Source organism: Polaromonas sp. (assembly GCF_041689105.1).
Lineage (GTDB): Bacteria > Pseudomonadota > Gammaproteobacteria > Burkholderiales > Burkholderiaceae_C > Polaromonas.
Window position 1 is genome coordinate 1 of the sequence record NZ_JBDNGU010000069.1, and the last position, 18,303, is coordinate 18,303.

Annotated in this window: 19 protein-coding genes, 1 other RNA gene, 1 pseudogene and 1 riboswitch; of the genes and pseudogenes, 4 read left to right on the forward strand and 17 right to left on the reverse strand. The window is 60.1% G+C overall.

Translation table 11 applies throughout. The annotated features are described in order from the left end of the window. The 5 genes from ACESMT_RS06015 to oxc form a co-directional block, all read right to left on the reverse strand. On the reverse strand, positions 1 to 289 hold a 289-nt coding region (locus ACESMT_RS06015), incomplete at its 3' end, for an NAD(P)H-dependent oxidoreductase subunit E (RefSeq protein ID WP_372825671.1). A 52-nt stretch (positions 290 to 341) separates the two neighbouring features. Next, the gene (frc, locus tag ACESMT_RS06020; RefSeq protein WP_372825672.1) at positions 342 to 1,589 is read right to left on the reverse strand and encodes a formyl-CoA transferase; all 1,248 of its coding nucleotides are present in this window, start codon (positions 1,587 to 1,589) and stop codon (positions 342 to 344) included. Positions 1,590 to 1,694: 105 nt separating this feature from the next. Beyond that, complete coding sequence (locus ACESMT_RS06025; RefSeq protein ID WP_372825673.1) at positions 1,695 to 2,141, reverse strand: PAS domain-containing protein; 447 nt, start codon at positions 2,139 to 2,141, stop codon at positions 1,695 to 1,697. Positions 2,142 to 2,419: 278 nt separating this feature from the next. Then, positions 2,420 to 3,691 (reverse strand): formyl-CoA transferase, encoded by a 1,272-nt coding sequence (gene frc, locus ACESMT_RS06030; RefSeq protein WP_372825674.1) that lies wholly within the window; start codon positions 3,689 to 3,691, stop codon positions 2,420 to 2,422. A 28-nt stretch (positions 3,692 to 3,719) separates the two neighbouring features. After that, positions 3,720 to 5,429: an oxalyl-CoA decarboxylase gene (gene oxc / locus ACESMT_RS06035; RefSeq protein ID WP_372825675.1), complete on the reverse strand. Its 1,710-nt coding sequence runs from the start codon at positions 5,427 to 5,429 to the stop codon at positions 3,720 to 3,722. Positions 5,430 to 5,692: 263 nt separating this feature from the next. On the opposite strand from oxc, the gene ACESMT_RS06040 reads away from it, so the two are divergent. Continuing rightward, positions 5,693 to 6,301 carry a Crp/Fnr family transcriptional regulator gene (locus tag ACESMT_RS06040; protein ID WP_372825676.1) on the forward strand — a complete coding sequence of 203 codons (609 nt, stop codon included), beginning with the start codon at positions 5,693 to 5,695 and terminating at the stop codon, positions 6,299 to 6,301. 70 nt (positions 6,302 to 6,371) lie between these two features. Here the strand turns inward: ACESMT_RS06040 and ACESMT_RS06045 are convergent, their stop codons facing one another. From ACESMT_RS06045 to ACESMT_RS06070, 6 genes are all read right to left on the reverse strand, one after another. Beyond that, a complete protein-coding gene (locus ACESMT_RS06045) occupies positions 6,372 to 7,901 on the reverse strand; it encodes a tripartite tricarboxylate transporter permease (protein ID WP_372825677.1) in 1,530 nt (509 codons plus the stop codon). 53 nt (positions 7,902 to 7,954) lie between these two features. Then, the gene (locus tag ACESMT_RS06050) at positions 7,955 to 8,476 is read right to left on the reverse strand and encodes a tripartite tricarboxylate transporter TctB family protein (protein WP_372825678.1); all 522 of its coding nucleotides are present in this window, start codon (positions 8,474 to 8,476) and stop codon (positions 7,955 to 7,957) included. A 118-nt stretch (positions 8,477 to 8,594) separates the two neighbouring features. Then, positions 8,595 to 9,617: a Bug family tripartite tricarboxylate transporter substrate binding protein gene (locus ACESMT_RS06055; protein ID WP_372825689.1), complete on the reverse strand. Its 1,023-nt coding sequence runs from the start codon at positions 9,615 to 9,617 to the stop codon at positions 8,595 to 8,597. Between the two features lie 239 nt (positions 9,618 to 9,856). Continuing rightward, a complete protein-coding gene (locus tag ACESMT_RS06060; protein ID WP_372825679.1) occupies positions 9,857 to 10,867 on the reverse strand; it encodes a 2-dehydropantoate 2-reductase in 1,011 nt (336 codons plus the stop codon). An 18-nt stretch (positions 10,868 to 10,885) separates the two neighbouring features. Then, entirely contained in the window at positions 10,886 to 11,653 is a 768-nt protein-coding gene (locus ACESMT_RS06065) for a fumarylacetoacetate hydrolase family protein (protein ID WP_372825680.1), read from the reverse strand. Between the two features lie 11 nt (positions 11,654 to 11,664). Then, on the reverse strand, positions 11,665 to 12,069 hold the full coding sequence (locus ACESMT_RS06070) for a hypothetical protein (protein WP_372825681.1): 405 nt from the start codon (positions 12,067 to 12,069) through the stop codon (positions 11,665 to 11,667). Between the two features lie 147 nt (positions 12,070 to 12,216). On the opposite strand from ACESMT_RS06070, the gene ACESMT_RS06075 reads away from it, so the two are divergent. Then, positions 12,217 to 13,167, forward strand: coding sequence for a LysR family transcriptional regulator (locus ACESMT_RS06075; protein ID WP_372825682.1), 951 nt, complete (start codon positions 12,217 to 12,219; stop codon positions 13,165 to 13,167). A gap of 23 nt (positions 13,168 to 13,190) precedes the next feature. Here the strand turns inward: ACESMT_RS06075 and ACESMT_RS06080 are convergent, their stop codons facing one another. From ACESMT_RS06080 to ACESMT_RS06105, 6 genes are all read right to left on the reverse strand, one after another. After that, entirely contained in the window at positions 13,191 to 14,114 is a 924-nt protein-coding gene (locus ACESMT_RS06080; protein ID WP_372825683.1) for a methionyl-tRNA formyltransferase, read from the reverse strand. Between the two features lie 26 nt (positions 14,115 to 14,140). Further along, positions 14,141 to 14,941 (reverse strand): sulfite exporter TauE/SafE family protein, encoded by an 801-nt coding sequence (locus tag ACESMT_RS06085; protein ID WP_372825684.1) that lies wholly within the window; start codon positions 14,939 to 14,941, stop codon positions 14,141 to 14,143. Positions 14,942 to 14,976: 35 nt separating this feature from the next. After that, a non-coding RNA gene (ssrS, locus tag ACESMT_RS06090) (6S RNA) lies at positions 14,977 to 15,156 on the reverse strand. A 70-nt stretch (positions 15,157 to 15,226) separates the two neighbouring features. After that, positions 15,227 to 15,577, reverse strand: a complete 351-nt coding sequence (locus tag ACESMT_RS06095; RefSeq protein ID WP_372825685.1) for a cell division protein ZapA — start codon at positions 15,575 to 15,577, stop codon at positions 15,227 to 15,229. Beyond that, the gene (locus tag ACESMT_RS06100) at positions 15,574 to 15,831 is read right to left on the reverse strand and encodes a DUF904 domain-containing protein (RefSeq protein ID WP_372825686.1); all 258 of its coding nucleotides are present in this window, start codon (positions 15,829 to 15,831) and stop codon (positions 15,574 to 15,576) included. Before ACESMT_RS06100 ends, ACESMT_RS06095 begins: the two co-directional genes overlap by 4 nt. A 35-nt stretch (positions 15,832 to 15,866) precedes the next feature. Next, positions 15,867 to 16,158: riboswitch (cobalamin riboswitch) on the forward strand. Positions 16,159 to 16,185: 27 nt separating this feature from the next. Further along, entirely contained in the window at positions 16,186 to 16,335 is a 150-nt protein-coding gene (locus ACESMT_RS06105) for a hypothetical protein (RefSeq protein WP_372825687.1), read from the reverse strand. On the opposite strand from ACESMT_RS06105, the gene ACESMT_RS06110 reads away from it, so the two are divergent. Together ACESMT_RS06110 and ACESMT_RS06115 are read left to right on the forward strand one after the other, a co-directional pair. Next, positions 16,334 to 18,070: a TonB-dependent receptor domain-containing protein gene (locus tag ACESMT_RS06110; protein WP_372825688.1), complete on the forward strand. Its 1,737-nt coding sequence runs from the start codon at positions 16,334 to 16,336 to the stop codon at positions 18,068 to 18,070. The genes ACESMT_RS06105 and ACESMT_RS06110 overlap by 2 nt on opposite strands. A gap of 11 nt (positions 18,071 to 18,081) precedes the next feature. Then, a pseudogene (locus tag ACESMT_RS06115) lies at positions 18,082 to 18,303 on the forward strand (cobyrinic acid a,c-diamide synthase); the annotation flags it as partial.

An 18,303-nucleotide genomic window follows, 5' to 3' on the forward strand; every position in this document is an offset into this window, starting at 1 on the left:
TGACCACATCGAAGTGATGGTAGAAGGTCGCGACCTCATAGACTTCGGTTTGCGCCAGGCGCATCTCCTGCGCCAGCGCCGCCAGGTGGGCGGCCGACAGGTGGCCGAAATGGTCCTGGATCTTGTGCAGGTGTTCGATCAATAAATCGGCCTGGCGTGACTCGGTGCCTAACAGCCGCTGTACGTCGGCCAGCGCTGTGGGGTCGACACGGCGGCCCTTGGGTGCCTGGCGTTTTCTCTGCTTGGAGGAAGCCTCCAGGACGGCGATGGGAATGACGGGATAATTCATGGAGAGGGGCTTGCTCTAACTGATGCTGGCGAAATGGCGTGGTGGGGCCGGGCTAGATAACGTGTTCGGTGCGCAGTTCGGCGATGTACTCGGCGCTGTAACCCAGCTGGGCCAGCACCTCGTCGGTATGCTCGCCCAGCAGGGGCGAACGTGTGACTTCGGTGGCGCTGTCGGATAGCTTGATCGGGTTGCCCACGGTCAGGTATTTGCCGCGCGTGGGGTGGTCCACCTCAACGATGGTACCGGTGGCTCGCAGTGCCGGTTCTTCGGAGATTTCCTTCATCGACAGGATCGGCCCGCAAGGGATGTCGTATTGGTTGAGGATTTCCATGGCCTCGAACTTGGTCTTGGTCATGGTCCATTGCTCGATGCGCGCAAAAATGGGCTTGAGGTGCAGCAGGCGGGCGGCGGCGGTGGCGTAAGCGTCGTCGGTGATCCAGCCTTCCTCGCCGATGACCTTGCACACGGCTGGCCACACGGCGGCCTGGGTGATGAAGTAGATATAGGCATTCGGGTCGGTCTCCCAGCCCTTGCACTTCAGGATAGAGCCCGGCTGGCCGCCGCCAGAGGCATTGCCAGCGCGCGGCACCGCCTCGCCGAACTTGCCGTCCGGGTACTGCGGGTACTCGTGCATGGTACCCGTGCGCTCCAGGCGCTGCTGATCGCGCAGCTTGACGCGGCACAGGTTCAGCACAGCGTCCTGCATGGGGGCCAATACCTTCTGGCCGCGGCCCGTCGTGTTGCGCTGGTAAAGGGCGGCCACGATGCCCAGCGCCAGGTGCAGGCCGGTGCCGCTGTCGCCGATCTGGGCTCCGGTGACCATGGGCGGGCCGTCGTCGAAGCCGGTGGTTGACGCGGAGCCGCCGGCGCACTGCGCGACGTTTTCATAAACCTTGCAGTCTTCGTAGGGCCCGGGACCAAATCCCTTGACGGATGCCACGATCATGCGCGGGTTGAGCGCCTGAATATGTTCCCAGGTGATGCCCATGCGGTCCATGGCGCCCGGGGCGAAGTTCTCGACCAGCACGTCGCAGGTCTTGATGAGTTCGTCCAGAACCTGCTTGCCTTTGGGATTCTTGGTGTTCAGCGTGATCGAGCGCTTGTTGTGGTTGAGCATCGTGAAATAGAGGCTGTCCACGCCGGGGATGTCGGCCAGCTGGCCGCGTGTGGCGTCGCCCTCGCCGGCGCGCTCCACCTTGATCACGTCGGCGCCGAACCAGGCCAGCAATTGGGTGCAGGTTGGCCCCGACTGGACATGGGTGAAATCAAGGATGCGGACACCGTCTAACGCTTTGCTCATGGAAATTTCTGCCTGAAAGTTGATGTGAATGACTCAAACATGGTTCCGGCAGCGCTAGCGGCCGGTTCAAGCTCTATGTTAATCACTGGGTACATGCGTTCAGGTTCAGGAAGTTTTGCCCGGAGCGGCAAGCTGCATTTCAAGCTCGGTCAGGCGTTTTTTCAGGTTTCTCTCTTCGGCAAAGCGGCTGGTTTCGTCGCGAATCACCGCCACAATGGCCGAAATCTTGTTGTCGGGCGTGTGAAGCAGGGCCACCGTGAAGGCGATGGACAGCCCGTGACCGTCCTTGTGCACCGCCGGGACCCGCAACACGTCGTTGCCGTAGCGGGTTTTGCCGGTTGCCATGGTCTGGTGGTAGCCGTCCCAGTGGCGCTGCTGCTGGCGTTGCGGAATGATGATGTCCAGCGACTTCCCGAGCGCTTCGCTTTCGGTGAAGCCGAACATGCGCTCGGCTGCCGGGTTCCACAGGACAATCGCGCCGCTGGCGTCAGAGGCGACGACGGCGTCACCAATGGCTTGTACCAGCTGCGTGCAGTCAGTCGTTGTTTGCATGGGGCCTTTTCTGGTGCTGGCGATGGCTCGCAAATCGGTTGCTAGACAAAGACGGCGTTCAACCTGAACGCCGTCTTCGCAGGCCCAGGAGCTTGCCGGGCTTGGGAATCGTCGGCTGCAAATCGACCACAGCGGTCCATTTTTCACCGTCTTTTTGTCCCATAGCTGGGCTACGGGCCCGCAAACCCGGCAAAACTGTAATCGCTGGGGCCGATTTTCGCTTTCGACGCCCCGAGTCCGACAGGCTCCTGGAAGACCAAAAAGTCAGAATTCCGTCGTCAAACCGCTTTGGCCGTGTGCATGCCTGCAATTTGCTCTGCGCTGTAGCCCAGCTCGGTCAACACCTGGTCGGTGTGTTCGCCCAGCAGGGGCGATGCCGTTACTTCGGGCTTGGTGTCAGAGAACTTGATCGGGCTGCCCACCGTCCAATAGCTACCGCGCACTTTGTGCGGTACTTCAACGATGGAGCCACTGGCGCGCAAAGATTCGTCATTCAACAAATCCTTCATCGACAACACGGGCGCGCAAGGAATATCAAACTTGCGGAAGATGTCCACGGCTTCGAACTTGGTTTTGTCAGAGATGAATGCTTCAATCGTGGCGAATATGTCCATGATGTGCGGCTGGCGTGCTTTGGCCGTGGTGTAGGCGGGGTCAGTCTTCCACTCGGGTTTGCCCAGCGCGTCGCAGATCGGCTCCCAAGCATGGCCTTGCACGGTGAAATAGATGTAGGAGTTGGGGTCGGTTTCCCAGCCCTTACACTTCAAAATCCAACCGGGTTGTCCGCCGCCGCCGGCATTGGCGCCACGCGGCACCACGCCGTCCTTGAAGGCTTCCATTTCGTGCGGGTATTGCGGGTACTCTTCCAAATAACCAAGGCGGTCCAGACGCAATTGGTCGCGCATTTTTACGCGGCACAAGTTGAGCACACTGTCTTGCATGGACACGGCGACTTTTGGGCCTTTACCCGTCTTCTGGCGACCGATGTAAGCCGTCAAAATTCCGATGGCCAGGTGCATGCCGGTATTGCTGTCGCCCAAAGCGGCAGACGAAATGGTGGGGCCTGAGTTCTCGCCCTTCCAATAGCCGGTGGTGGACGCTGCGCCGCCTGCGCACTGGGCCACGTTTTCGTAGACTTTCAGATCTTCGTAGTGGTGGCCGTCAGAAAAACCCTTGACGGATGCCAAAATCATTTTTGGGTTGAGTGATTGGATGTGTTCCCAGGTGAATCCCATACGGTCCAGCGCGCCGGGACCAAAGTTCTCGACCATCACGTCGGATTCTTTGATGAGCCTCTCCAGCACTTCCTTGCCTTCGGGTTTTTTTGTGTCCAACGTCAGACCACGCTTGTTGCTGTTGAGCATGGTGAAGTACAGCGCATCAGCGCCTTCGATGTCGCGCAACTGGCTTCGGGTGACGTCGCCAGAGCCAGGGCGCTCGACCTTGATCACGTCAGCGCCGAACCAGGCCAGCATCTGCGTGCAAGCGGGACCAGCCTGTACGTGTGTGAAGTCGATGATCTTGATGCCTGCGAGTGGTTTGTTGCTCATTTGCTTTTCTCCTTGAATGTTGAATTGATTACTTCTTCTTCGCGCTTTGCGGATTCAGGCTGGTGATCCGGCCGCTTTCAGTGCCTGCCGTCTCGTCGATGATTGCGTTGATCAGTGTAGGCTTGCCTGACTTGACGGCCTCGTCGAGCGCCTTGGCCAGCTCCTCGGGGGTGTTGGCCAGCACGCCGACGCCGCCGAAGGCCTGCATCATCATCTCGTAACGCGCATTCTTGACGAAAACGGTCGGTGCGAGATCGCCACCCAGCGGGTTGACGTCCGTGCCTTTGTAGATGCCATTGTTGTTGAAAACAATCACGCAAACCGGCAAGTTGTAGCGGCAGATGGTTTCGACTTCCATGCCGCTGAAACCAAAGGCGCTGTCACCCTCGATGGCGATCACCGGTTTGCCGGTGACCACGGCGGCGGCGACGGCAAAACCCATGCCGATGCCCATGATGCCCCAGGTACCGACGTCCAGGCGCTTGCGCGGCTCGTACATGTCGACGATGCTGCGCGCGAAATCCAGTGTGTTGGCGCCTTCGTTGACGACGATGGCATCCGGGCGTGCCTTGACCGCGTTGCGGATCACGTTCAGCGCGCTGTGGAAGTTCATCGTGGCCGGGTTCAATGCCAGCGTAGCTGCCATCTTTGCCTGGTTCTTCTCCTTGCGTTCGGTGATGCCTTGTGTCCAGTCTGCGGGTGGCTTTGCCCAGCTGTTGCCGAGGCCGGCAAGCAGTGCCGAGACGCAGGAGCCGATATCGCCGATCAGCGGTGCGGCGATCGGCACGTTGCTGTCCATTTCCGTTGGCGAGATGTCGATCTGGATGAACTGTTTGGAAGCGGGCGTGCCCCAGGTCTTGCCCTTGCCGTGCGACAGCAGCCAGTTCAGGCGTGCGCCGACCAGCATCACCACATCGGCTTCGGCCAGCACGTGGGAACGGGTGGCCGAGGCCGACTGCGCATGGGTGTCGGGCAGCAGGCCCTTGGCCATGGACATCGGCAGGTAAGGAATGCCGGTCTTTTCGATCAGTGCGCGGATGTCGGCGTCGCACTGTGCATAGGCGGCACCCTTGCCGAGCACAATCAGCGGGCGCTTGGCGCCCTTGAGCAGGTCCAGCGCGCGTTGGACCGAATCGGGCGCGGGAAGCTGGCGCGGCGCGGGGTCCACGACCTTGATAAGTGAGCGTTTGCCGGCTTCGGCGTCCATGCTCTGCGCGAACAGCTTGGCTGGCAAGTCGAGGTAGACGCCACCGGGGCGGCCGGACAGGGCCGAACGGATGGCGCGCGCGATGCCGACGCCGATATCCTCGGCGTGCAGCACGCGGTAAGCAGCCTTGCACAGCGGCTTGGCAATGGCGAGCTGGTCCATTTCCTCGTAGTCACCCTGCTGCAGATCGACGATCTCGCGCTCGCTGGAGCCCGAGATCAGGATCATCGGGAAGCAGTTGGTCGTGGCATTGGCCAGCGCCGTCAGACCGTTGAGGAAGCCGGGGGCCGATACCGTCAGGCAAATACCAGGCTTTTGCGTGAGGAAGCCGGCTGCCGCGGCGGCGTTTCCGGCATGTTGCTCGTGGCGGAACGAGATCATGCGGATGCCCGCGGCCTGGGCCTTGCGCGTCAGATCGGTGATGGGAATGCCAGGCACGGCGAAGATCGTGTCGATGCCGTTGAGCTTGAGGGCGTCGATGACAAGGTGAAACCCGTCAGTCTGTTCTGGTGCTTGAGTGTCGTTTGTCATGATGAAATGTCTCTTCGTTTGACGTCGATAAAGATAAAGCGAGGTGGCTGGCAGCATCAGTGGCCCCCAAAGACCGGCTGGACGAACGCAAGGCCTTCCCCATGGATTTGCCTTCGTCGCTCTCGCGAGCAGCCGGGTCTTCTACACCGTCGGGGTATCATAGGAATCGATTCAGGTTTCTCTATTGACCACGGTCAATTTTTCTTGTATTCGGCACCCCCGAATATGTGCGAAACCTGGGTCCTGCTCAACCTTATGTAGCCATGCTGTCCGTACAAAACCATCCCGATAGAAATGTCATTCGTGTCCAGTTGGGGCAAAACCTGGTCCTCAAGGGAATGACGGCAGAGCAGAGCGCCGAACTGGAGTCTTATCTGGTCATCGTTGACAGCCATAAAGGCGATACCTTGCTGCACCAGGGCGCGCATGAAATGGAGCAGTATTTCATCCTGGAAGGCATCCTGAAACGGGTGGTTACCAACCAGGAGGCCAAGGAGATGATTCTGCGTTTTGCCGACGAGCGGGACATGGAAACGAGTTACGCGGCCTGGCGCCTGGGCACACCCACCCCTTACAGCACCGTCTGCGTGACCAAGGTGCGGGTGGCCAAGCTGCCGTTGACGGACTGGGTCGCCTTTCTTGATCGTCACCACGAGATCAAGCAGTCTTTTGAGTACTACGTGATGCGCCTCATGAGTGAAATCATGGCACATACCATCACCTTGCACCTACTGGACGCCCCCGGGCGCGTCAAACGTTTTTTGCGCAAGCACCCGGAGCTGTTCGACCGCATTCCGAAGAAGGAGCTGGCGTCTTACATGAACCTCTCTGCAGAAACCCTCAGTCGGCTCAAGCAACGCGGAAAAATCTGACGGATCAAACGGAGCGGGAATAAAAAAAGCCGGGTGATGAACCCGGCTTTTTTGCGGTCGGACCCGAGAGTCAGTCCACCGGCCGATCCGCTTCAAATTCGTCTTTCTTGGGTGGGCGAATCTTGGCCAGCGCACGGGAGATCAGTGGCCACGCCAGCAGAACCAGAGCCAGCGTCGTGATGCCGCCGACCAGTCCGTTGGACCACATGATGGACATTTCGCCTTGAGATACCAGCATCGCCTGGCGGAAGGAGTCTTCCGCCTTGTCACCGAGCACCAGCGCAAGCACCAGCGGCGCGAGCGGGTAGTCCAGTTTCTTGAAGAGGTAGCCGATCAATCCGAACAGCATCATGAACCAGATGTCCAGCATCGCGTTGTGCACGGTGTAGGCGCCGATGGCACAGATCACCACAATCACCGGTGCAATGATCGAAAACGGGATGCGCAGGATGGACGCGAAGAGTGGCACGGTGGTCAGCACCACAATCAGGCCCACCAAGTTGCCGAGGTACATGCTGGCAATCAGTCCCCAGACAAAGTCTTTTTGTTCGACAAACAGCAGGGGTCCGGGTTGCAGGCCCCAGATCAGCAGACCACCGAGCAGTACCGCTGCCGTGGGCGAGCCGGGAATGCCGAGTGCCAGCATGGGGAGCAGGGCGCTGGTGCCGGCGGCGTGCGCTGCGGTTTCTGGCGCAATCACGCCTTCGATTTCGCCGGTGCCAAACTTGGAGCCGTTCTTGGACATCTTCTTGGCCAGGCCATAACTCATGAACGAAGCCGGTGTGGCACCGCCGGGGGTGATGCCCATCCAGATGCCGATCAGCGAGCTGCGAATGGAGGTTACCCAGTACTTGGGCAGCTTCTTCCATGTTTCCAGCACGACCTTGGGATCGATCTTGGCGCTTTTCCCGGAGAAAGCCAGGCCTTCTTCCATGGACAGCAGAATTTCGCCAATACCGAACAAGCCGATCACCGCAATCAGGAAGTCGAAACCACGCATCAGGTCAGGAATGCCGAAAGTCAGACGAAGCTGGCCGGTGACCGTGTCCATGCCCACAGAAGCCAGCGCAAAGCCGATGGTCATCGACGCAAGGATCTTGAACGGGGAACCTTTTCCCATGCCCACAAAGCTGCAGAAGGTCAGCAGGTAAACCGCAAAAAATTCTGGCGGGCCGAACTTGAGCGCAAACTTGGCAACCAGGGGCGCCATGAAGGTGATCATGATCACGGCAACAAAGGCGCCGATAAACGACGAGGTGAATGCCGCCGTCAGCGCTGCTCCGGCCTGTCCCTGCTGCGCCATCGGGTAGCCGTCAAAGGTGGTTGCCACCGACCAGGGCTCACCCGGTATGTTGAAAAGGATGGAAGTGATGGCACCGCCGAAAAGCGCGCCCCAATAGATACAGGACAGCATGATGATGGCCGAAGTCGGCGACATCGTGAAGGTCAGGGGCAACAGGATGGCGACGCCGTTGGCGCCGCCCAGCCCGGGCAATACGCCAATCAGCACGCCAAGAATGATGCCCACGAACATCAGCAGGATGTTCATCGGCGTCAGGATGACGCTGAATCCGTGAAAAAGCGAGTTTAGTTCTTCCATGTCGATATCCGGTCAGTAAAGGTTCAGTGGGCTCAAAAGCGGGCGAAGAAGGCTCAGTAGCCCAGGAAACTCAGTGGATCGAACTGACCCTTGAACAGGGGCACCTTGAACCAGACTTCGAACATGCAGAAAAACAGCACAACCACAATCAGCGAGGTGATCACGCTCTTGATGGGAGAAAACTTGCCAAGAATGATCATGAACAATGCGATGTAAAAGGCTGACGCCACATACAGCCCCACGAACTGGACAGCCAGCACGTACACAAGCGCCGGCAGGAAGACTGAAAGAACGCGCTTGAGCTGCTCGCCATCCACAAACACTTCAGTGTTCCTGCTTTTTCCGAACAGGGCCTGGTACAGGGTTCCGATACCGGAGATACACAGAACGATGCCGATGTAGAACGGGAAATAGCCAGATCCTGGCCCGTCCGTGGTCCATCCCGAGCCAAGTGCCCAGCTTCCCTGGATCACAACCGCCCCCATAATGACAATACAGGTGGCGACGATGGCTTCAACGACATAGGTAGCGACGCCCGTGCGACGCTCCGTGCCGGATTCTTGGTTTGGCTCCATGAGCAACTCCGTAGGATTGAGCGCCCTGGACCAGGGCGAACTTGATTTGAATATCGGGCCGGCGCAATGGCCGGCCCCTCAGAAGAAGCCCCGCGCGCGGGGGGCTTCTTCTTTTTTCTTACTTCGCGATGAAACCGGCTTCCTTCATCAGTCCGCGGTGACGCTGCTCGGCGGCCCCCAGCCAATTGGTATATTCGTCGCCCGACATCGAGGTCTGGTTGAACGCGCCTTTTTCCATGTAGTCTTTCCACTCAGGTGTGTCGCGGATCTTCTTGAGCAGCGTGACATAGAACTCGAGCTGGTCCTTGGACACGCCAGGGGCCATGAAAATCCCGCGCAGCATGGTGTAGTCGGTGGGAACGCCGGACTCTTTGCAGGTCGGAATGTCGGACCACGACATGGTTTCCGTGACCTTGGTTTTGTAAGTCATACGTTTGTCATCAAAGACGCACAGTGCCCGCAACTGGTTGGCCCGCCACTGGGCGACGGCCTCGATCGGGTTGTTCACGGAAGAATCGATGTGCTTGCCGACGAGCTGAACCGCCACTTCACCGCCGCCTTTGAAGGGGATGTAGATGAACTTGGTGCCGGTGGCTTGCTCAATGCCGACGGTGATGATCTGGTCTTCCTGTTTGGAGCCGGTGCCGCCCATCTTGACCTTGCTCGGACCTGCTGCCTTTACGGCGGCCAGGTAGTCCTTGGCGTTCTTGGCCGGATTTTCTGCGTTGACCCACAGGACGAACTGATCCAGCGCCATCATCGACACTGGCGTCATATCGCGCCAGTTAAAGGGAACACCCGTCGCCAGCGGTGTGGTGAACAGGTTGGACAGCGTGATGATGATCTTGTGCGGATCACCTTTGGCGCCTTTCACTTCAAGAAAGCCTTCAGCGCCCGCGCCACCGGATTTGTTCACGACGATCAGCGGCTCTTTCATCAGCTTGTGCTTGATGACAATGCCCTGCATCAGCCGGGCCATCTGGTCCGCGCCGCCGCCGGTGCCTGCAGGCACAACGAACTCGACCGGCTTGGTGGGCTCCCAGGCTGCGTATGCCGGGACGGCCCCGACTGTCATTGCCGCGATGGCGGCCGTTGCAGCCGTTGCGAGGTTGCTTTTGATCATTGCAAGTTTAGATTTCATTGCGTTGTCTCCTGTTGTGTTAGTTAACTTGGAATAAAACTGGAATTTTTTGCCGATTCCCTGGCCGGAACGCATCACAACGGGATGGTCTTACTAACTCGATCAAAAACTCTTGACGAGGGTCAAGTTTGCTCAACTTTCGCGGCTTGCTAGGGTTTGTCCCAAGGACATACATTGGCAGGGCGGTGTGGCTGTTAGCGTTACTCCCTGACGGGTCCAGGAACCCAACCCGTCGATGGTCAGGCAGCGAGCCGGAGTCGCACCGGCCCGTTTTCTGCTTCCATGGTTCTGGCGAGCAGTTTGACCAGAGCGTAAACCGTGTCGATATGCGGCGTGGGTGTCTGGGTGAGGCGTCCGAGTTCCACCACGGAACCCACGAGGGCGTCAATCTCGGGTGCCCGCCCGGCCTCAATGTCCTGCAGCATGGAGGTTTTATGTTTGCCAACCTTTTCTGCGCCAGCAATGCGTTTTTCCAGCGTGACGCGAAACTCAATGCCCAGCTTGTGCGCGACCTCCTGGGCTTCACGCATCATGCTGGCTGCCAATTCGCGTGACAGGGGGTATTGGCAGATATCCTCCAGCGTCGAGTGGGCCAGGCTGCTGATCGGATTGAAGGTGAGATTGCCCCAGAGCTTGAGCCAGATCTCCGAACGGATATTTTCAAGAACTGGTGCCTTGAAGCCCGCACGGGAGAAACATTCGGAGATGCGTGTGACACGCTCGCTGGCAGTGCCGTCGAGCTCACCAACCGGAAAACGGTCGCCCTCGATGTGCCTGATGACACCGGGCGCGACCAGCTCCGACGCCGGGTAAACCACACAGCCGATCACGCGCTGGGGCGGAATTTTTTCAAGAAGAATGCCCGTCGGGTCCACACTGTGCACCTGGTTGCCCTCGAGCGGGCCGCCATGCTTGTGAAAATACCAGTAGGGGATGCCGTTTTGCATGGTCACCACGGTGGTATCCGGCCCGAACAGTTTGGCTAGCTCGCCAGCCACGGCTTCCACCTGGTGCGCCTTCATCGCCAGGATCACCATGTCCTGCGGACCGGCCTCGGCATAGTTATTGGTGGCTTTGACGTTGGTGGCCGTATGTTCGTTGCCGTCGTGCATGATGAGTTTCATGCCGTTCCTGCGAATCGCGTCCAGGTTGGCGCCACGCACGATGAAGGTGACGTCTTCACCAGCCAGAGCCAGTTTCACGCCCACGTATCCGCCAATGGCTCCGGCTCCAATGATTGCAATCTTCACACCCGTTCTCCCAGAAAATTATTCAAACCGGTTGCTGAGCCTGCCGATGCCGGCAATCTCCACCTCGACCGTACTTCCGGGTTTCATCGATCCCACGCCGACCGACGTACCGCACAAAATGATATCGCCCGCATACAGGCTGATGTCCTGAGAGATCAGGCTGACCAACTGCTGTACCGAAAAGCGCATGTCGCTGATCGGGTAGTCCTGCCGCATTTCACCGTTGAGAAAGGTTTTGACGACCAGTTTGACAGGATCGAGGCCGGTGGCTACCACCGGGCCGAATGGGCAAAACGTATCGAAGCCCTTGGCGCGAACCCACTGGGCAAAAGAAGCATCCCGGTTCAGGATGTCGGCGACCGTGACATCATTGGCGCAGGTGTAGCCGAACACATGGTCCAGCGCATCGCGCTCCGTAACCTGCTTGCAGGTTTTTCCGATGACGATGCCCAGCTCACCTTCAAAAACCACCTTGCCGCCGCAAGGCGGCTTGCAGATGACGCCGCCAGGGTCCAGGTAGGAGTTCGGCGCCTTGATCAGGTAGAGGGGTTCATCGGGCGCAGCCAGCTTGAGCTTTTCCCCCAAGGCGTGAAAGTTGTTCCACAAGGCGATCACCTTGGTGGGCTGAACCGGCATCAGCAACTGCACCTCATCCAGCGGCACCGTGCGGTCGGTCGGGACGGGCCGAATGAACATGTCGCCTTCGCAGACCCTGATGCGCTCACCCTGCAAGAGACCAAAGCGGATGTCGCCGTCTTCCCTGAAACGCACCCAATGCTTGGTCATGCCGCCTTGCCTCAGGTCAGTGCGCTGGCCGCTGCGCGGTAAACGGGGGCAGCGGGCGACGTGTGTTGCCGTGAGGCTGCTGGCAGGCTCCGGCTCTCGGCGCCATGATGCGAATCACCGCTCCGGCCGCTGGACATGGGGGCTATTTGGTTGATCGTCCTGCTTGCGTGACAGCGAGCCTGGGTGGCCTCGATGGCTTCCACCAGAAAGTCGGCTTCGTAGGCGCGCAGCAGGTGGGATTGTTCGCTTTCAAGGTAGACGCGCACACCATCACGCCCGTGGGCTTGCAGGCGGGCGTAGGTGGCGGCATCCCAATGCCAGGTCAGGCCCAGCTCCTCGAAAGCAGCGTTGTAAGCGTGGCGGTGGGCCTCGACGGCCTGGCTGGCAGTGGTTTGGGAAAGCAGGGCATTGAGCATGGCAGTCTCCTCATGGGTGTGGTGATCTGTTGGCAGGCGGCACTTCTGCGCCGGGCTTGAACGCAAATGTAGAGAGGAATGATGATTAGCGATAGTTAAAGTATTTGATATCATCGATAACTTATAAGTTATACATAAAAACACGCCATGAAGAATGCAACATTGCGACAGCTCAAGGTCTTTGAGTCGGTTGCCCGGCACTTGAGTTTTTCCAGGGCCGCCGAGGAGTTGCACCTGACGCAACCCGCCGTGTCGATTCAGGTGGGCAAGCTGGAAGACCATGCTGGGCTTGCGCTGTTCGAGCAGCTGGGCAAAAAAATCCACCTCACACCGGCGGGTGTGGAGATGCTGCATTCGAGCCGGGTCATCATCCAGCAGTTCAGGGAGATTGAGGAGGCCATGGCCCAGTTCAAGGGCATCGCCGGCGGCAAGCTCAATGTGGCTGTGATCAGCGCCGGTGACTATTTTCTGCCGCGCTTGCTGGTCGAGTTCGCGCGGCGCCATTCCGGCGTGACGCTGGACTTTGGTGTCTGCAACCGCGAGGAACTGCTGAGCCAGCTGAGCGACAACCTGACGGATCTGGCCATCATGGTGCGCCCGCCGCTGGGCATGGACACGGTCAGTGAGCCCTTCGCGCCGCACCCCTATGTGGTGGTCGCCGCGCCTGAGCATCCGCTGGCAGCAAGGAAGCGCATCACGCTGTCACGTCTGGCGCGTGAATCTTTCGTGGTGCGCGAGAAAGGTTCCGACACCTGGAACTCCATGCAGGAAGGTTTTGGGGCGCACCTGGCCGATCTCAATATTGCCATGCAGATCAAGAGCACGGAAACCATCAAACAGGCTGTGATGGCGGGCATGGGTGTGAGCTTTTTGTCGGCGCACACCATCAGCCGCGAGCTGCAGGTCGGCAGCCTCAGCGTGCTCGATGTGCAGGGCTTCCCACTGATGCTTCACTGGTACGTGGTGCACCGGCGAAACAAGCGGCTGACGCCGGTGGCGCAGGCCTTCAAGGCATTTTTGATGAGCGATGGCGGGGCTTTGATCGAGCAGACGATTGGATACCGGCCCAAACCTGCGGCGGCCCGGCTCAAAAAGTGAGACTGGGCCCCAGGTGGGCCCTGCTACATCCCTGAAGGAAGGAGCTTGCGTTCGCGCACGAACTCGGCCGCATTCATTTTGGGGCCGCCTTCGTGCCGCAGTTTCAGCACTTCGATTTGCCCGCCATGCGAATTGATCAGCAACCCCGTTTCTGTCAGCCCTGCGATGGCGCCGGGTTTGCCGCGCACGCCCGCAAAGCCATACACAGGGTGTTTGCGGCAGTCATACAGCCAGACGCGCGTGTCACCCAGCACGGTCCACGCGCCGGGCGCAGGGTTGCAGGCGCGGATCAGGTTGTAGACCTGGTCGACATGGTTGGCCCAGTTGATGCGTGACTCTTCTTCGTGGTACCAGCCTTCGTAGCTGGCAAGCGAGTCATCCTGCGCTTGCTCCGCGTGCGAGTCTGCGGTGACCAGGTCGGCCGCTTCGAGCAAGGCCGCCACACCCATGGGAAAGAGTTTGTTGAAGTACAGCTCGCCCAATGTCTCGTCCGGCCCGATGGTGCAAGACTTTTGCAGCACCAGCGGCCCTTCGTCGAGGCCGTCGGTGGGTCGGAAGATGCTGATGCCGGTGGTGGTTTCGCCCAGCGCGATCGGCCAGCTGATCGACGAGGGCCCACGGTGCCGCGGCAGCAGCGAAGGGTGGAACTGAATCGTGCCCCAGCGCGGAATGTTCACAAAGGCCTGCGGCGCAAACTGCACCACATAGGCCATGACCCCGATGTCGGCCTTGAGATCCCGCATGGCCTGCTCGGCGTAGCTGCTTTTCAGGCTGCTGAACTGGAACACCGGAAGATGTGCGGCCTGGGCGGCCACACGCAATGGGTCAGGTTTGGCGCCTGCTTTCTCCGGCACGCAAAACACCCCTGCCACCTCGTCGCCCCGTGCCAGAAAGGCATCGAGCACCGCTTTGCCGAATTCCTGCTGGCCGATGAATGCTATTTTCATTGTTGGGTGTCTGTGACGGTGCTGGTTTAGCGAAAGAGGAAGTATGCCGCGAGCGCGTAGAGCACCACCGCAAACACTTTTTTCAGTGGCCGAATGTCCATGCGGTGCGCCGTGCGCGCACCCAGGGGGGCGGTGCACATGCTCGCCAGCGAGATAACCAGCAGCCCAGGCAGGTAGAGGTAGCCGATGGAGCCGGGCGGCATGGCAGGCAATCCCTGACCGGCCCAGATATAACCCAGTGTGCCGGCCAGCGCGATCGGAAAGCCCAGTGCTGCCGATGTACCTACCGCGTCGTGGATCTTCACATTGCACCAGGTCATGAAGGGCACCGAGACAAAGGCACCGCCAGCGCCGACCAGCGAGGACAACATGCCAATCACCCAGCCCATGCCGAAAGTGCCCAGGCGGCCCGGCAGGGTGCGGCTCGGCTTGGGTTTGCGGTTCAGGAACATCTGCGTGGCTGAAAACGCCACGAACACCGCGAAAAGAATACCGAGGATCTTGCTCGGCAAGGCAACCGCCAGTTGCGCGCCCACCAGCGAGCCGAGCAGGATGCCGGGCGTCAGCAGACGGACGATAGGCCACAGAACGGCACCGCGCCGGTGGTGCGCACGCACTGATGACATGGACGTAAAGCAGATGGTTGCCAGCGAGGTGGCCACGGCCATCTTCACGGTGTAGTCTTCCGGAAAACCCTTGGCCGTGAGGATGAAGGTCATGAACGGCACCATCAACATGCCGCCGCCTATGCCCAGCAGGCCTGCCAGAAAACCGGTGACGCTGCCCAGCAGCAGGAGTTCGGCAATGAGTAGCGGTTCGAGAAACATTCAGGCCGGGACAGGCCCGAAAAAAAAGTCAGAAAAAGGTGTCTGCAAGTGCCACCGGACCGTCATCCTGAACCGGGGTTCAGGTGGGCGAGGGCAGTCAGGTTTCGGGTTCGTCTAACGCGAGACGATCACGCCTGCCTGACAATTTACCAAGCCCGTGCTCGTAGAGCATTGGTTCAAGGAAATATAAAGCCCGGTGCGCACCGCAGACGATCTCATTGTAGGCGCTTGCCGCTGTTTGCGCAGCGCCTGAAGCAGGTGCGGGTTGCGCAGCGGGCCAGGCTGCTACAGCAGCCGGCCGTCCACGCCGAGCGCGGTATCCAGGCGCTGCAGCAGGGACGCCAGCTGCGGCTGCTCTGCTCCGTGCTGCAATGTGCCCGACCCTGAGGCGGCGGGGGTGGACGGGCTGCTGCGGGAAGCTTTCAGTGTATTGACCTCCAGCTCGGACAGCTCGAACGCCAGGTTCAAGGCGGCCAGCACGGCGATCCGGTCGCGCGCCTTGATTTTTCCGGCGTCACGGATCTTGCACATCGCAGCATCGACTTTTTCCACCGCGTCCAGCAGGCGGGCATCGCCACCTTCAGGACAGCCGAGCAGATAGCTCTGGCCCATGATCTGCACATCGAGCTGTTTCATGAACCGGACCCTGCCGTGGTTCTGACGCCCGATCCACCCAGTGACAGCGAAGACGACGAGTCGGGCAGTCGTTCCAGCAGTGCATCGACGCGGGCTCGGGCTGCGCTCAGGCGGGAACGCAGCGAGTCGCGCTCCTGGGTGAGCACGTGGACCTGCTCGCTGAGCAGGGCGTTGGTGCGCTGCAATTCCTCGTAGCGCAACAGGAGCCGCTCGACACGTTCGGCAATCTGGTCGATTTGGGTTTGGTTCGACATGGCCCTGTGATTGTAGGGTTTGCCGGGTTTTGGGGCGTAGAATCTCGCTTGTTGGTGCTCGCGGTGTGGTTCACACGCCGCAGTTCAACGGGAAGCAGGAGGGAGTTGTTGCCATGCGCTCAGGGTTCGCCCGGTTACGCAAGCGCTGCGACTTTTAACCTGCGCTGCCCCCGCAACGGTAAAACGGACGAATGGTTTTCCCTGAAATTCAACTTCAGGGTGCATTCAGCCCCCATCACTAGCCACTGAGCGTTTGAACATGCGTTTGGGAAGGCGATGGGGACAGTTCCGTCAGCCCGGATACCGGCCAACAAGGTGAATACACGTCCGTCAAAAAGACTGTAGTCGTAACGCTCATGCACTGGCGGGGAAGCCGGTGAGGGCCTTTTGTTGATTGTTTGCTTTCATGAAAACCTGTGTTTTTTGTGCACGCCTTGCCGTGCTCCCGTTGGCTTTGGCTGCGGCTTTTCCTGCGTTCTCCCAATCGAGCCAATCCGGCTCCATGCCCCAGCTCAAGGAAACCGTGGTCACGGCCACGCGCACCGAGTCGCGCGCGGGAGCGGTGCTTGCCGATGTAACGGTCATCACGCGCGAGGACATCGAGCGCGGCACGGGCCGCACGCTGACCGAGGTGATCGCCCGCCAGGCAGGCATCCAGACTGCGTCCAACGGCGGGTTGGGCAAGTCCTCCAGCCTGTTCATTCGCGGCACGGAAAACCGCCATGTGCTGTTACTGGTCGACGGTGTGCGTTACACCTCGGCCACCGCCGGTACGCCGCCGCTGGACAACATTGCGCTGGAGAGCATTGAGCGCATCGAAGTGCTCAAAGGCCCAGCTTCCGCGTTGTACGGCAGCGACGCGGTTGGCGGCGTCGTGCAAATTTTTACGCGTCGCGGAGCGCCAGGTTTCGCGCCTTTCGCCAGCGCCACGCTGGGCAGCGAATCGCGCCATGAAGCCACGACCGGCCTGCGCGGTGGAAGCGGCGAGGTGTCTTATGCGATGGGCGTTCAAACGCTGCGCGAGAAAGGTTTTTCTGCAACCAATCCGGCGGTGGGCGCCGGCTTCAACCGCGACCGTGACGGTTTCTCGCAGCAGAGCTTCAACGGGTCGATGGACTGGCGTTTTGCCCCCGGCTGGAAGGCTGACGCGAGCCTGCTGTATTCGGATGGGACCAGCCACTACGACAGCGGGTCGGGTGCTTTTGACACCCGCGCTGATGTCCGGAGCCAGATTTACAAGCTGGGCGTGGAAGGCCGCTTGCTTCCCGCGTGGAAGTCGCGCCTGGTTTTTGGCCGCGCCGAGGATCTGTCCACTAATTTCACCGGCGCGCCAGCCACGGCCTTCAACACCGAACAGGACCAGTACAGTTGGCTCAACGAAATCGACACGCCGCTGGGCAAGGTGCTTGCGGGCCTGGAGCGCGTCGAGCAGCGTGTGAGTGGCACCACGACCTATACCGTCAACCGCCGCATTACCGATTCGGTTTTTGCCGGCCTCAACGGCGAAGCCGGCCGCCACAGCTGGCAGGCCAACCTGCGGCACGACAGCAATTCCCAGTTCGGTAGTGCAGACACCGGCCTGCTTGGCTACGGTTTCGGGCTCGCTCCCGGGCTGCGCGCGCATGTTTCCTACGGCACCTCTTTCAAGGCGCCGTCGTTCAACACGCTTTACTTTCCGGGATTCGGCAACCCGACGACTCAGCCCGAGCGCGGCCGCAGCGCCGAGATCGGTGCGAGTTATGACTGGGGCGACAATGAAGTCAAGCTGGTGCGTTTCGAGAGCCGCATCCGGGGCTTCATCACGACGGCGCCGATAGTGACAAATATCCCGCAGGCAAAAATCAAGGGCTGGACATTGTCTTACCGTGGACATCAAGGCCGCTGGGCCTACCGCACCGCGCTGGACCTGCTGGATGCGCGTAACGCGCTCAACAATCTCAAACTCCCGCGCCGCGCCGACGAACAGCTGACAGCCAGTGTGGACTATGCTGTGGACGCCTGGAAACTGGGCGCCAGCGTGCTGGCCGTGACAGACCGGTTTGACGACGTGGCCAACCGGGTGCGTCTGGGCGGCTTCGTCACCGCCGACCTGTACGCCGACTATGCGCTTGTCAAAGACTGGACGCTTCAGACCAGGCTCAACAACGTTGGCGACAAAAGTTACCAGACCGCCAACGGCTTTAACCAGCCGGGCCGCGCAGTTTATGTGACGCTGCGCTGGCAACCCAAGTCGAAGTAAGGCCAGCAACCGTGGCCTCATCTGCATCCGCGTCGTGTCCTGCCGTGCTGGTTGCCGCCCCGGCCTCCGGCCAGGGCAAGACCACGGTCGCGTGCGCCCTGGCGCGCCTGCATGCGCGTCAGGGCAGGCGGGTGCGGGTCTTCAAGTGCGGGCCGGATTTTCTCGATCCGTACTGGCTCAGCCTGGCCAGCGGCGCGCCAGTGCATCAGCTCGATTTATGGATGACGGGCGAA

Excerpts from the sequence above, each read along its gene's own strand:
- frc (WP_372825672.1), bottom strand. The coding sequence starts at position 1,589 with ATGAGCAAAGCGTTAGACGGTGTCCGCATCCTTGATTTCACCCATGTC.
- ACESMT_RS06025 (WP_372825673.1), bottom strand. The coding sequence starts at position 2,141 with ATGCAAACAACGACTGACTGCACGCAGCTGGTACAAGCCATTGGTGAC.
- frc (WP_372825674.1), bottom strand. The coding sequence starts at position 3,691 with ATGAGCAACAAACCACTCGCAGGCATCAAGATCATCGACTTCACACAC.
- oxc (WP_372825675.1), bottom strand. The coding sequence starts at position 5,429 with ATGACAAACGACACTCAAGCACCAGAACAGACTGACGGGTTTCACCTT.
- ACESMT_RS06040 (WP_372825676.1), top strand. The coding sequence starts at position 5,693 with ATGCTGTCCGTACAAAACCATCCCGATAGAAATGTCATTCGTGTCCAG.
- ACESMT_RS06045 (WP_372825677.1), bottom strand. The coding sequence starts at position 7,901 with ATGGAAGAACTAAACTCGCTTTTTCACGGATTCAGCGTCATCCTGACG.
- ACESMT_RS06050 (WP_372825678.1), bottom strand. The coding sequence starts at position 8,476 with ATGGAGCCAAACCAAGAATCCGGCACGGAGCGTCGCACGGGCGTCGCT.
- ACESMT_RS06055 (WP_372825689.1), bottom strand. The coding sequence starts at position 9,617 with ATGAAATCTAAACTTGCAATGATCAAAAGCAACCTCGCAACGGCTGCA.
- ACESMT_RS06065 (WP_372825680.1), bottom strand. The coding sequence starts at position 11,653 with ATGACCAAGCATTGGGTGCGTTTCAGGGAAGACGGCGACATCCGCTTT.
- ACESMT_RS06070 (WP_372825681.1), bottom strand. The coding sequence starts at position 12,069 with ATGCTCAATGCCCTGCTTTCCCAAACCACTGCCAGCCAGGCCGTCGAG.
- ACESMT_RS06075 (WP_372825682.1), top strand. The coding sequence starts at position 12,217 with ATGAAGAATGCAACATTGCGACAGCTCAAGGTCTTTGAGTCGGTTGCC.
- ACESMT_RS06080 (WP_372825683.1), bottom strand. The coding sequence starts at position 14,114 with ATGAAAATAGCATTCATCGGCCAGCAGGAATTCGGCAAAGCGGTGCTC.
- ACESMT_RS06085 (WP_372825684.1), bottom strand. The coding sequence starts at position 14,941 with ATGTTTCTCGAACCGCTACTCATTGCCGAACTCCTGCTGCTGGGCAGC.
- ACESMT_RS06095 (WP_372825685.1), bottom strand. The coding sequence starts at position 15,577 with ATGAAACAGCTCGATGTGCAGATCATGGGCCAGAGCTATCTGCTCGGC.
- ACESMT_RS06100 (WP_372825686.1), bottom strand. The coding sequence starts at position 15,831 with ATGTCGAACCAAACCCAAATCGACCAGATTGCCGAACGTGTCGAGCGG.
- ACESMT_RS06110 (WP_372825688.1), top strand. The coding sequence starts at position 16,334 with ATGCCCCAGCTCAAGGAAACCGTGGTCACGGCCACGCGCACCGAGTCG.
- ACESMT_RS06105 (WP_372825687.1), bottom strand. The coding sequence starts at position 16,335 with ATGGAGCCGGATTGGCTCGATTGGGAGAACGCAGGAAAAGCCGCAGCC.